The organism is Streptomyces sp. NPDC059010 (genome assembly GCF_042740355.1).
GTDB lineage: Bacteria > Actinomycetota > Actinomycetes > Streptomycetales > Streptomycetaceae > Streptomyces.
Genome location: NZ_JBHYJA010000054.1, coordinates 48168 through 60425, shown reverse-complemented (window position 1 = coordinate 60425; position 12258 = coordinate 48168). Strand labels below are relative to the sequence as shown.

The 12258-nt window shown below is 70.5% G+C and carries 13 protein-coding genes and 1 pseudogene; 5 read left to right on the top strand and 9 right to left on the bottom strand.

Features of this window, described 5'->3' with window-relative positions; all coding sequences use genetic code 11:
- Window positions 1-98: 98 nt before the first annotated feature.
- From ung to ACFWYS_RS39770, 6 genes are all read right to left on the bottom strand, one after another.
- The gene (gene ung, locus ACFWYS_RS39795; protein ID WP_384780356.1) at window positions 99-782 is read right to left on the bottom strand and encodes a uracil-DNA glycosylase; all 684 of its coding nucleotides are present in this window, start codon (window positions 780-782) and stop codon (window positions 99-101) included.
- 120 nt (window positions 783-902) lie between these two features.
- A complete protein-coding gene (locus ACFWYS_RS39790) occupies window positions 903-2483 on the bottom strand; it encodes an ABC transporter substrate-binding protein (RefSeq protein ID WP_384780353.1) in 1581 nt (526 codons plus the stop codon).
- 202 nt (window positions 2484-2685) lie between these two features.
- Window positions 2686-3447, bottom strand: a complete 762-nt coding sequence (locus ACFWYS_RS39785; protein ID WP_384780350.1) for an SDR family oxidoreductase — start codon at window positions 3445-3447, stop codon at window positions 2686-2688.
- An 18-nt stretch (window positions 3448-3465) separates the two neighbouring features.
- Window positions 3466-4227, bottom strand: a complete 762-nt coding sequence (fabG, locus tag ACFWYS_RS39780; RefSeq protein ID WP_384780347.1) for a 3-oxoacyl-ACP reductase FabG — start codon at window positions 4225-4227, stop codon at window positions 3466-3468.
- 138 nt (window positions 4228-4365) lie between these two features.
- Window positions 4366-4815, bottom strand: a complete 450-nt coding sequence (locus ACFWYS_RS39775; protein WP_384780344.1) for a DUF3037 domain-containing protein — start codon at window positions 4813-4815, stop codon at window positions 4366-4368.
- Window positions 4812-5576 (bottom strand): HipA family kinase, encoded by a 765-nt coding sequence (locus ACFWYS_RS39770; RefSeq protein ID WP_384780342.1) that lies wholly within the window; start codon window positions 5574-5576, stop codon window positions 4812-4814. The genes ACFWYS_RS39775 and ACFWYS_RS39770 overlap by 4 nt, the downstream gene beginning before the upstream one ends.
- A gap of 221 nt (window positions 5577-5797) precedes the next feature.
- Here ACFWYS_RS39770 and ACFWYS_RS39765 point away from each other — a divergent pair, with 221 nt between their 5' ends.
- Window positions 5798-6271 carry a Rieske (2Fe-2S) protein gene (locus ACFWYS_RS39765; protein WP_384780339.1) on the top strand — a complete coding sequence of 158 codons (474 nt, stop codon included), beginning with the start codon at window positions 5798-5800 and terminating at the stop codon, window positions 6269-6271.
- A gap of 6 nt (window positions 6272-6277) precedes the next feature.
- Here ACFWYS_RS39765 and ACFWYS_RS39760 read toward each other — a convergent pair whose 3' ends face one another.
- Window positions 6278-6919, bottom strand: coding sequence for a cysteine hydrolase (locus tag ACFWYS_RS39760; protein ID WP_384780336.1), 642 nt, complete (start codon window positions 6917-6919; stop codon window positions 6278-6280).
- 157 nt (window positions 6920-7076) lie between these two features.
- Between ACFWYS_RS39760 and ACFWYS_RS39755 the strand changes: the two genes are divergently transcribed.
- Window positions 7077-7538 (top strand): pyridoxamine 5'-phosphate oxidase family protein, encoded by a 462-nt coding sequence (locus tag ACFWYS_RS39755; protein ID WP_384780333.1) that lies wholly within the window; start codon window positions 7077-7079, stop codon window positions 7536-7538.
- Between the two features lie 40 nt (window positions 7539-7578).
- Here ACFWYS_RS39755 and ACFWYS_RS39750 read toward each other — a convergent pair whose 3' ends face one another.
- Complete coding sequence (locus tag ACFWYS_RS39750; RefSeq protein ID WP_384780330.1) at window positions 7579-8481, bottom strand: LysR substrate-binding domain-containing protein; 903 nt, start codon at window positions 8479-8481, stop codon at window positions 7579-7581.
- Between the two features lie 38 nt (window positions 8482-8519).
- Between ACFWYS_RS39750 and ACFWYS_RS39745 the strand changes: the two genes are divergently transcribed.
- Entirely contained in the window at window positions 8520-9563 is a 1044-nt protein-coding gene (locus ACFWYS_RS39745) for a DMT family transporter (RefSeq protein WP_384780327.1), read from the top strand.
- Here the strand turns inward: ACFWYS_RS39745 and ACFWYS_RS39740 are convergent.
- Window positions 9560-10891, bottom strand: coding sequence for an aminotransferase class I/II-fold pyridoxal phosphate-dependent enzyme (locus ACFWYS_RS39740; RefSeq protein WP_384780324.1), 1332 nt, complete (start codon window positions 10889-10891; stop codon window positions 9560-9562). The two genes, ACFWYS_RS39745 and ACFWYS_RS39740, sit on opposite strands and share 4 nt — an antisense overlap.
- Window positions 10892-10926: 35 nt before the next feature.
- Here ACFWYS_RS39740 and ACFWYS_RS39735 point away from each other — a divergent pair, with 35 nt between their 5' ends.
- Both ACFWYS_RS39735 and ACFWYS_RS39730 read left to right on the top strand, forming a co-directional pair.
- A complete protein-coding gene (locus ACFWYS_RS39735) occupies window positions 10927-11610 on the top strand; it encodes a pyridoxamine 5'-phosphate oxidase family protein (RefSeq protein ID WP_384780321.1) in 684 nt (227 codons plus the stop codon).
- Window positions 11610-12241, top strand: a pseudogene (locus ACFWYS_RS39730) (FMN-binding negative transcriptional regulator). Before ACFWYS_RS39735 ends, ACFWYS_RS39730 begins: the two are co-directional and overlap by 1 nt.
- Window positions 12242-12258: the final 17 nt, after the last annotated feature.

Below are 12258 nucleotides of genomic sequence, written 5' to 3'. Positions count from 1 at the left end.
TTTAAATACCTCCCCCACCCCCCCCTCCGGGAGTTGGTGGGGTTGTGTTTCGTTTGTGCGGGGGGGGGCCCCCGGCCCCGCCCCCCCCCGGCGGCGGGTCAGCCGAGGTCCGGGATGCGCCAGTCGATCGACTCGTGCCCCTGCCGGGCCACCGCCTCGTTGATCTGCGTGAACGGGCGGGAGCCGAAGAACTTCTTCGCGGACAGCGGCGAGGGGTGCGCGCCCTTGACCACCACATGCCGCGTCTCGTCGATGAGCGGGAGCTTCTTCTGGGCGTAGTTGCCCCACAGCACGAACACCGCGGGGTCGGGCCGGTCGGCCACGGCGCGGATCACCGCGTCGGTGAACTTCTCCCAGCCCTTGCCCTTGTGCGAGTTCGCCTCGCCGGCGCGGACCGTGAGCACCGCGTTGAGCAGCAGGACGCCCTGCTGGGCCCAGGGCATCAGATAGCCGTTGTCGGGGACGGGGAGGCCGAGCTCCTCCTTCATCTCCTTGTAGATGTTGCGCAGCGAGGGCGGCGTCTTCACTCCCGGGCGGACCGAGAAGCACAGGCCGTGCCCCTGGCCCTCGCCGTGGTACGGGTCCTGGCCGAGGACCAGCACCTTCACCCGGTCGTAGGGCGTGGCCTCCAGCGCGGCGAAGACCTCCTCGCGCGGAGGGTAGACGGGACCCTTCGCCCGCTCCTCCTCGACGAACTCCGTCAGCTCCTTGAAGTAGGGCTGCTGCAGTTCGTCGCCCAGAACGCCGCGCCAGGACTCGGGCAGCATGGCGGTGTCGGTCACGTCAACTTCCTCCGGTGTGCGCTCACTTCGGGGTCGCACCATGTGCGCCCCGCGGACGGCCGCGCCGGAGCGCGGCCCCCTTCCGAGCACAGAACCTACAGGCGCCCACTGACAATCGCGCTACCAGCTGGTCTTCCGGGACAGCGTCCACATCGTCATCATCGTCGCGGGGTCGATGGACTGCTCCGTGCCGGAGATCTCCTCGCTCGCGGCCACGAACTGCTTGCCCTGCCACAGCGGCAGAAGTCGCGCGTCCTCCATGACGATCTGCTGGGCTTCCTCGAACTCCTTGGCCACGGCGCCGCGGTCGCTCTTGCGGCGCGACTCGGGCAGCAGCGTCTCGGTGATCTTGGGCGCCAGGTAGGGAGTGCCGAGTGCGTTCTGCTTGCCCACGAAGGGAGCGACGAAGTTGTCGGCGTCGGCGAAGTCAGGGAACCAGCCACGCCCGAACACCGGGTATTCACCGTTCTGGTAGCCCTGCACGTACGTCTTCCAGGGGCGGCTCTTGAGGGTGACGGTGAACAGTCCGGACTCCTCCAGCTGCCGCTTCAGCTCCTCGAAGGCGGGCTTGGTCTGCGAGCCGTAACGGTCGGTGGTGTACCAGAGCTGGAGCGGGACGGGATCGGTGATGCCGGCCTCGGTGAGGATCTTCTCGGCCTTGTCGGGGTCGGGGTTCCCGAAGCTGTCGAAGAAGCTCGTGGTGTGGCCGACCAGGCCCCGGGGGATCATGGAGTACAGCGGTTCGACGGTGTCCTTGTAGACCTTGTGGGCGAGCGACGGGCGGTCGATGACCTGGGCGATCGCCTTGCGGACCTCGGGCCTCCTGGCCCACGGGTCCTTGGGGTTGAACACCAGGTAACTGATCTCGGTCGTGGAGTTCTCAATGAGCTGGAGCCCCTCGTCCTTGCCCTTCGTCTGGATGTCCACGGTGTCGGAGGCGGGCAGACCGCGGTAGATGACGTCGATCTGCTTGTCCTTGAGGGCATCGACCATCTCGGACGACTGCTCGAAGTAGCGGATGGTGACGCCGTTGTTCTTGCGGTCCGCGATTCCCTTGTAGTTCTCGTTCCTGACGAGCTCGGCCTGCTTGCCGTCCTCGTAGGAGGAGAGGTTGTACGGCCCCGAGCCACTGATCTCGCCGTCCTCGCGGAGCTTGTCGGCGGCGTACTCGTCGGGGTTCACGATGGACATGGCGGGCGTGGACAGCACGAACGGGAAGGTGGCGTCGGGCTCACTGAGGTGGAAGGCGACCTCGCGGTCGCCCTTCACCTGGACCCGGGAGAGGTTCCCCAGCAGTCCCGCGGGGCCGCCGTTGACCTTGATCTTCTTGATCCGGTCGATGGAGTACTTGACGGCCTGGGCGTCCAGCTCCCGTCCGTCGGCGAACTTCAGACCCTCGCGCAGCGTGCAGCTGTACACCATGGTCGAGGTGTCCGTGAACTTGCAGCTCTCGGCGGCGTCGGGCTCGGGCTCGGACGCGCCGGGGTTGTAGTTCAGCAGGGTCTGGAAGACATTGCGGAACAGCTCCCAGGAACCGTCCCAGGCGGCCGCCGGATCCAGCGTGCTCGGGGCACTGGTGGTCCCCACAACGATCGGACTGTCACTTTCGGACGAGTCAGAGGAGAAGACACCACATCCGGCGACCATGCCTATGGCCGTGACCGCCGCCAGCTGACGGAGGTATCTGTCCCGCTTGAACACGCGCACCATCCTCGATCGGGCATATCACAAGGGTGGCCAGACCATACCGCAGTGTCCGGCCGCTTGGACCTCCGCCCTGGCAAGCCCTTGATCAGCGCGTATGTCGGTGGCAGGAAACAACGGTGCTCTGCCTTTGTGCGCCCCCACGAGGTGGGCGCCCGCGCGTTCGTCGATCTCTCCGCACAGGCGCCCACCGCCGTCGTCAGCCGACGCCGGCGTTGAGGAAGATGCCGCCGTCGACGACGAGCGTCTGCCCGGTGACCCAGTCGGACTGGTCCGAGGTGAGGAACGCGGCGGCTCCGCCGATGTCGGAGGGCACGCCGAGCCGGCCCAGCGGGTAGGACGCGGCCGCCTCCGCCTCCCGGCCCTCGTACAGGGCCTCCGCGAACTTGGTCTTCACCACGGCCGGGGCGATCGCGTTGACCCGCACCTTGGGCGCGAACTCGTGCGCCATCTGCTGGGTGAGGTTGATCATCGCGGCCTTGCTGACGCCGTAGGCGGCGATGAACGGCGAGGGCGCGATGCCCGCGACGGAGGCGATGTTGACGATCGCGCCGCCGTTGTCCTTCTGCCAGGCGTGCCAGGTCTTCTGCGCGAAGCCCAGAGCCGAGATCACGTTGGTCTCGAAGACCTTGCGGGCGACGCCGAGGTCCAGGTCGGCGAGGGGCCCGAACACCGGATTCGTGCCGGCGTTGTTGATCAGGTAGTCGACCCGGCCGAAGGCCTCCATGGCGCGCTCGACGGCGACGGCCTGGTGGGCCTCGTCGTGGGCCTTGCCGGCCACGTAGACGGCGCGGTCGGCGCCGAGCTGCTCGACGGCCTCCTTGAGGGCGTCCTCGCCCCGGCCGGTGATGACGACGCGGTCGCCGCGTGCGACGAGCGCCTCGGCGACGCCGTATCCGATGCCGCGGCTGCCGCCCGTGACGAGGGCGACCTTGCCGGAGAGTGCAGGCAGTTCAGTCATGTCCGTGTTTCCCGGTTCCTAGTCGAGCGGTCCGCCGGCGACGTACAGCACCTGGCCGGAGACGAATCCGGCCGCCTCGCCGGTGAAGAAGGCGATGGCGTTGGCGATGTCGTCGGGCTCGCCGACGCGGGCCACCGGGATCTGGGTGGCGGCCGCGGCCTTGAAGTCCTCGAAGCCCATGCCGACGCGGTCGGCGGTGGCCTTGGTCATCTCGGTGGCGATGAAGCCGGGGGCGACCGCGTTGGCGGTGATGCCGAACTTGCCGAGCTCCTTGGCGAGGGTCTTGGTGAAGCCCTGCAGGCCGGCCTTGGCGGCGGAGTAGTTGGCCTGGCCGCGGTTGCCGAGCGCGGAGGACGAGGAGAGGTTGACGATACGGCCGAAGCCCGCGTCCACCATGTGCTTCTGACACGCCTTGGACATCAGGAAGGCACCGCGCAGGTGCACGTTCATGACCATGTCCCAGTCGGCGACGCTCATCTTGAACAGCAGGTTGTCGCGGAGCACACCCGCGTTGTTGACCAGGATCGTCGGGGCGCCGAGCTCGCCCGCGATCCGTGCGACGGCCGCCTCGACCTGGGCCTCGTCGGAGACGTCGCAGCCGACCGCGAGGGCCTTCCCGCCGGCCGTGGTGATCTTCTCCACGGTGTCCTTGCAGGCGGCCTCGTCGAGGTCGATCACGGCGACCGCGTGACCCTCGGCGGCCAGCCGTACGGCGGTGGCGGCGCCGATGCCGCGCGCTCCGCCGGTGACCACGGCAACCCGCTGCTCAGTGGTGGACATCAGTGACTCTCCTCAGGTGAGCGACCGCTTAGTACCTTCGATGGACGTGACGCTAGAAGTCCTGGCACGCGGTGTCAACGGCCACCGCGCTCATGTGATCCATTACCTGATCCGATACCTGTGTGTTCCTTCGGTCCGCTACTTCACCAACCGGTCGAGCAGCCGCTCCGTCTCGGCCGCCGGATCGGTCGTGAGCCCGGTGTGCACGGGCCCGGGCTGGACGATCGTGGAGCGGGGCGCGATCAGCCAGCGGAAGCGCCGTCCGGCGTCGTCCCCGGCGGCCTGTCCCGCCGCCTCGCTGCCGCCGCAGACGCGCTCCACGGCGCCGAGGGCGGCCCGGACCCCGGCCACGTCCGCGTCCGGGTCGAGGGCGAGCAGCCGCGCCTCGTCGAGGTGGGTGCGGGCACCGACGTAGCCCTGGGCCCGGCAGTACACCAGCACGCCCGCGTTGATGCACTCACCGCGTTCGACGCGGGGCACGACGCGCAGGACGGCGTACTCGAAGACGTCCCGGTCGTTCGACTCGCCGCCCCGGATGATGTGGCGTTCGACCACATGGCCGGCCATGTGGATATGGCGCTCGCTCACTTGCCCTCCTCGATTCCGGTGACGCGCTCATGGACGTCGGCGGCCCGTGACAGCAGCGGTCCCGCATAGGCCCGCCGGAGGTCGTCCGGGTCGTCGAAGCCGGGCTCGTCGGCCAGCCAGGCGTCCGGGATCTCGGCGGTCACCTCGGCGAGCAGGTCCTCGGTGATCTGCGGTGCCAACTCGGCGGCGGCGCCCCGTACATCGGGCGCGAAGGGGGCGAGGGCGTGGTCGGAGGCGTCGTAGGGGCGGGCCGCCGAGGCCTGTGCGCCGGGCCAGTTGTGGTGCCAGATCATGGTCGCGCCGTGGTCGATGAGCCACGGCTCGCCCTGCCACATCAGCAGGTTGGGGTTGCGCCAGGACCGGTCGACGTTGTTCACCAGCGCGTCGAACCAGACGATCCGGCCGGCCTCCTCGGCGCTCACCCGGAAGGCGAGGGGGTCGAAACCGAGGGCGCCGGAGAGGAAGTCCATGCCGAGGTTGGTACCGCCGCTGGACCTGAGCAGCTCCTGCACCTGCTGGTCGGGTTCGCCGAGGCCCAGCACGGGGTCGAGTTCCACGGTCACCAGCCGGGGCACCCTGAGGCCCAGCCTGCGGGCGAGTTCACCGCAGACGACCTCGGCGACGAGCGTCTTGCGGCCCTGTCCCGCGCCGGTGAACTTCAGGACGTACGTCCCGAAGTCGTCGGCCTCGACGAGCCCCGGCAGCGAGCCGCCCTCACGCAGGGGCGTGATGTAGCGGGTCGCGATGACTTCCTTGAGCATCGCCCCAGGTTACTGGCGCGGGGGCGGCGGCCCGGGTCGGCCGGGGCGGGCGGCGGCCGGTTTGCGCCGACAGCGGACCGACAGCCGCGGACAGTGAACCGACAGCTCCGCTTTACCCATCCGCGCGCCGGACGGGGCCAGGATTCCCCCATCGTCTGAACAGCCGGTCCGCACGGACCGTATCCCTCGGCAGATCACGAATGACCGGAAGGAACGTCAGCATGACCAGCGAATCAGTGCAGCCGGCGTCGAAACCCAGCCGCCGTTCCGTCGTGGCGGCGGTCGGCGCGGCGGGGCTCGCCGTCGCGCTGACGGCGTGCGGGTCGGAGGAGGACGCGTCCGGCTCGTCCACCGAACAGGGCGCTGCCGGCGGCGGTGCGACCAGTGCGTCGGGTGGCGGCGCGGGGGGCGCGGCGCTCGCGAAGACCGCCGACATCCCGGAGGGCTCGGGCAAGGTCTTCAGCGACCAGAAGGTGGTGGTCTCGCAGCCGGCGGCGGGCGACTTCAAGGCCTTCTCGACCATCTGCACCCACCGGGACTGCCCGATGATCGACCTCAAGGAGGACACCCTGTCCTGTTCCTGCCACGGCAGCCAGTTCTCCGTGCTGGACGGCAGCGTGAAGAAGGGGCCCGCGACCGAGCCGCTGGCGGCCAAGCAGATCACCGTGTCCGGCGACTCGATCACGCTGGCCTAGGCGGACCTAAGCCCGGCCCGGACGCTTGAAGCAGCCGAGCACCTCGTCCGTGGTCGCGACCGTGGCGACCAATGCGAGGGTGTTGCGGATCATCGCGGGGGTGTAGTCGGAGGGCACCCCCGCGATGGCGTCCGTGGGCACGACGGCCGTGTAGCCGCGGTTGACGGCGTCGAACACGGCGTTGGGGACGGCCACATTGGCCGAGACACCGGTGATCACCAGCGTGCGGCAGCCCAGGTTGCGAAGCAGCGCGTCGACATCGGTGCCCTGGACGGGCGACAGCCCGTGCAGCCGTCGTACGACCAGGTCCTCCTCGGCGACCTCGATCGGCGCCGCCACGCGGACCGCCTCGGTACCGGACAGCTGCTGGACGGGGAGCCGTTCCGCGGCGCGGAAGAGGCGGGCGTTGCGGCTCGCGCCGCGGCCGTCGGGACGGCGTTCGGCGATCGCGTGGATCACCTGGACGCCGCTCTCGTGGGCCGCGTCCACCAGCCGGGCCACGTTGGCCAGGGCTCCCGACACCCTTGCCGCCTCGGCGAGTTGGGGCAGTGCGCTGTCCGGTCCGACGACGCCCTGCTGGCACTCGACGGTGAGCAGGACGGTGGTCGCGGGGTCGAGGAGTTCGCTCAGTTCGGCGTACGACGGCATGGATCCCCCCTGGGACGGCGGCGTGGGCCGGTGAGCGTAGCCAGCATCGTGTGTGGACGGAACCACCATTGCGTGTGGACGGAAGACGACCCATCCTTTTCTGACGTGATGTCAGAGGATCTCTCCTCTGGCACGACGTGAGAGAAGAGGGGGCCGCATGACTGTCACTCAGCGCCGGGGCCGCAAGATCATGATGACGCCCGGCGAGCTGGACGAGTTCCTCACCGAGCAGCGCACCTGTCGGGTCGCCACTGTGTCCGCCGACGGCTTCCCGCATGTCAGCGCCCTGTGGTTCGCCTGGGACGGCAACTCGCTGTGGCTGTACTCGGTCGTCCGCAGCAAGCGGTGGACCGATCTGCGCCGCGATCGACGGGTCGCGATCGTGATCGACACGGGCGAGGAGTACGAGAAGCTGCGCGGCGTCGAGCTGTCCGGCACCGTCGAGTTCGTGGGCGAGATCCCGCGCGTGGGCGAGCTGCGGGCCGAACTCGACGTGGCCGAGACGCTGTTCGCCCGCAAGAACTTCGCCATCGACGAGATGCCGCACGACGGGCGGCACGCGTGGATACGGCTCACGCCCGAGAAGATCGTCTCCTGGGACTTCCGGAAGCTGGGATAGGTGACCGGCCGCCGGAGCGCGCCGTAGGGACGGCCGCCCTTCAGTCGATCTTCCCGGCCGCCGTCTGCAGGGCCTCCACCGCCGCCCGGATCGACGGGCGGCGGTCGGCGTCCGCACGCCACACCGCGTAGATGTACCGGTGCACCCGGTGCCGCACGGGCACGGCCCGCACGCCGGGCGGCATCGGGTCGCGGCCCAGCCGGGGCGCGACACAGACCCCCAACCCGGCGGCCACCAGCGCGAGTTGGGTGTGATGCTCCTCCGCGCGGTGGGCGATCAGGGGCTCGATGCCCTTGGTGCGCAGGGTGTAGAGGAGCCACTCGTGGCAGAACTCGCCCTCGGGCCAGGCGACCCACTCGTCACCCGCGAAGTCCTCCAGATCGACCTCGCTCCGGTCGGCGAGCGGATGCCCCTCGGGCATGGCGATCTCCACGCGGTCGTCGAGGATCTGCGCCTTGGCGAGCCCTTCCGGCATGGGCAGGGGCTTGTTGTACCAGTCGAGGACGACGGCCACGTCGGCGTCCCCGCGGATCACCGCGTCGACTCCGCGCTCGGGTTCCAGCTCGCGCGACCGCAGGCGCAGCGCCGGGTGGTCGGCCCGCAGCGCGGCGAGCGCGGCCGGGAACAGTCCGCGCAGGGCCGTGGGGAACGCGACCAGCCGTAGCTCGCCGACCACCTGCCCGCGCTGTGCCTCCAGATCGGACTGGGCGAGCTCGACCTGCGACAGGATGCGGGCCGCGTGCTCGGCGAGCAGCCGCCCGGCGTCGGTGAGCCGCACGCCCCGGCCGTTCTTGGCGAGGAGCTGCTGGCCGATCTCGCGCTCCAGCTTGGACATCTGCTGCGACACGGCGGAGGTCGTGATGTGCAGGCCCTCGGCGGCGCCGCTGACCGAGCCGTGGCGGGCGAGGGCGTCGAGGGTGCGCAGGCGCTCCAGATTCAACATGTAAGCAATGCTACGAGATACCGGGTGAAAAATCTCGGTTGTGCTACGAGGTAGTGTGTATCAGGCTTGCTGCCATGACCACCGCGTCCACGGACTCCACGGCCTCCGCGGCTTCCACCGCCACCACCTCCTCACGCTCCTCGCACTCCGCACGCTCCTCACTCGACGCGGCCGCGACCGCAGCCGTCGCCCGCTCGCGTCCCCGAGGCCGCCTCGACTGGCGGTTGCGTTTCGCCGCGCTCTCCCTGATCTGGGGTTTCAGCTTCCTGCTCATCAAGGTGGGCACCGACGGATACGCCCCGTTCCAGATCACCCTGGGGCGGCTGGTGTTCGGTACGGCGGTGCTGGCGGCCGCGATGCTGGTGAAGCGTGAGCGGCTGCCGCGCGGGCTGCGGACATGGGGGCATCTGGCGGTCGCCGCGTTTCTGCTGAACGCGCTGCCGTTCTCGCTGTTCGCGTACTCCGAGCTGACGATTCCGTCCACGCTCGCGGGGATCTGCAACGCGACCTCGCCGCTCTGGGGCATGGCCCTGTCGCTGGTCGCACTGGCGGAGGACCGGCCCACACGGGTGCGGGTGGCCGGGCTCGGCATCGGGTTCCTCGGGGTGCTGACGGTGCTCGGGGCGTGGCAGGGCTTCCACGGGCTGGATGTGACGGGTACGGCGATGGCGTTGCTGGCGTCGCTGAGCTACCCGATCGGCTGGATATACGTCCGCCGGACGCTCGCCGGGTCCAGTGCGTCGCATCTGTCGCTGACCGGGGCGCAGTTGTTGTTGGCGACGGTTCAACTGGCCGTTGTCACCCCGCTGTTCACCTCACTGCCGACTCGGCTGCCGGTCGTGCCGCTGCTGGCGATCGTGGCGCTGGGAGCGCTCGGGACGGGGCTCGCGGTGTTGCTTCAGTACGGGTTGGTCGCCGAGGTGGGGCCGACCACGGCTCAGATGGTCACCTACTTCATTCCTGTCATCGCCACGGCTGCGGGGGTGGCCGTGCTCGGGGAGTCCCTTGCCTGGTCGACGCCCGTGGGGGCCGTGATCGTGCTGGCGGGCGCGGCGCTCACCCAGGTGAAACGGCGCGCCTAGACATAGCTCCTCGTCGGCCCCGGGCCCACCGCCGTTGCCACGGCCTCCGCCAGTGGGGCCGCCTCCTCCTCCGTGAGGGTCGAGGTGGTGATCCTGATTCCGGGCCGTGAGCCCGTGCGGAAGCGGGCGCCCGGCGCGACCGCCCAGCCCGCGTGGAGCAGGCGGGACACGGCGCCGGTCTCGTCGGGGACCGGGATCCAGACGTTGAGGCCGCTGCGCCCATGGGCCTCGACGCCACGGTCGGTCAGGGCGTCGATCAGCAGGGCCCGGCGTCTGCCGTACGTCGCCGCCACCTCCGCCGGGTCGACGACACCGTCGGTCCAGAGCCGCACCACGGCTCGCTGGACCAGGCGGCTCACCCAGCCCGCGCCGAGCCGCTGACGGCCGCGCACCCGGTCCACCGTGGTCTCGTCGCCGGTGAGTACGGCGAGCCGCAGGTCGGGGCCGTAGGCCTTGGCGACCGAGCGGACGAAGGCCCAGTGCCGGGTGATGCCGGCGAGGGGGTGTACGGGGAGGTCGACGATGCCGTGGCCGTGGTCGTCCTCGATCAGCAGGATGTCGGGGTGGTCCCGGAGCACGGTGCGCAGGGCACGCGCGCGTGCGGCGCCGACCACGGCGCCGGTGGGGTTCTGGACGCGGTCGGTCACGATCAGGGCGCGTGCCCCGGAGTCGAGGGCTCGCCGCACGTCCTCGGGCAGTGGGCCCTCGTCGTCGACTCCGACCGGGGCCATGCGCAGGCCGAGCGCCGGGACCAGGTCGAGGAGGCTGCCCCAGCCGGGGTCCTCGACGGCGACGGTGTCGCCGGGCTTGAGGTGGGCCACGAGGACGCGCTCGATGGCGTCCAGCGATCCGGAGGCGACCGCCAGCGGTCCTTCCGGCACTCCGTCGGCACACAGTTGGGCTCGCGCGATGCGCGCCAGGTCCGGCTCCACGGGGTCGTCGCCGTAGAGCACCGGATCCCGGTCGGACTGCTCGGCCGCGGCCGCGAAGGCGTTCGCCAGCGACGGCAGCAGCGCCGGGTCGGGGTTGCCGCTCGCCACGTCGCGCACACCGTCGGGCACATCCACCCGGACGTACTCGCGCCCGGTCGTGGCGGGCCTGGGCCGCACCCGGCTCCCCCGGCGGCCCGCGGTCTCGATCACCCCGCGCTCCCGCAGGACGCGATAGGCGGCGGCGACGGTGTTGGGATTCACTCCCAGCTCCGTCGCCAACTCCCGCATGGGCGGCAGCAGTTGACCCGGCTCCAGCTCTCCGGAACCCACCGCACGCTCGACGCTCGCCGCAATCTCGGCTGCGCGTCGCCCTTCGATCCGATATTCTTCTAGCACAAAGACGATTATGCACTAGTGCAATGGAGAGCGCAATGCAGGGGACCCCGCAGCCGATGTCGCCGCCCGCCGCCTACACGCCGACCGACCGCACCGTCCCCACCCGCTCGGCGGACCGGGCGGCGTACGACAAGGAACTGGTGCACGCGATACTCGACGAGGCCTACGTCTGCCATCTCGGCTTCGTGCGCGACGGGGCGCCGGTCGTGCTGCCCACACTGTTCGGGCGGGTCGGCGAGACGCTCTATGTGCACGGCTCGACGGGCTCACGCCCGCTGCGGATGACCGGCCAGGCGGACCCGGGGATGCCGGTGTGTCTGACGGTCACGCATGTCGACGCGCTGATCCTGGCCCGCTCGGCCTTCCACCACTCGATCAACTACCGGTCCGTGGTGGTGCACGGCACGGCGTACGACGTGACGGACCCGGAGGAGAAGCGGGTCGCCCTCGATGCCCTGGTCGACCATGTGGTGCCCGGCCGGGCGGCCGACTCCCGCCCCGCCAACAAGAAGGAGCTGGCCGCCACCGCCGTGATCCGCCTCGACCTCGCCGAGGTCTCCGCCAAGCTCCGCACCGGCGGTGTGAACGACGAGCCCGAGGACCTCGCCCTCCCCCACTGGGCCGGCGTGGTCCCGCTGCGCAAGGGCTACGAGGCGCCGGTCGGCGACCCGGACCTGGCCCCCGGCACCCTGCTCCCCGGCTACCTCGGAGACCTGTGATGCTGGTCCACCCCTGGGACGCGCCCCGTGACGACGCGGAGTGGCAGCAGTGGCTGGCCGTCCACGACTTCGGGCAGCTCGTCGTCAACGGCCTCGACGGCGAGCCGCCGTATGTCCAGCCGCTGCACTTCGTGTACGACGCCGAGCACGGTGAGGTCGTGACGCACCTGGCCCGGCCCAACCCGATGTGGCCGGCGCTGCTGGCCGACCCCGAGGTGGTCCTGAGCGTGGTCGACGACTACGTGTACGTGCCCGGCCCCTGGCAGGCGGCACCGGAGGACCCGCCCGAGCACGGCACCCCGACCAGCTTCTACGCCGCGGTCCAGCTCCGGTGCCGGGCCCATGTCGTGGACGACCCCGCCGAGAAGGCCGAGCTGCTCAATCGCCAGGTCGGCCACTTCCAGCCGGAGGGCGGTTCGGCAGTCGTCGCGGTGGGTGAGGTGCCGTACGGCCGCATGCTGTCCGGGCTGCGCGGAGTGCGGCTCGAAGGACCGGCGTACGGGCCAAGTTCAAGTACGCCAATCACCGGACCGAGGAGGTCAAGGACAGGATCGCGGAACGTCTGGCGCAGCGGAGCGGTCCGCGGGACGCTGCGGCCCGCGACCACCTGATCCGCCGGCGCACGGGCTGAGCGAGGGGCCCGTCACC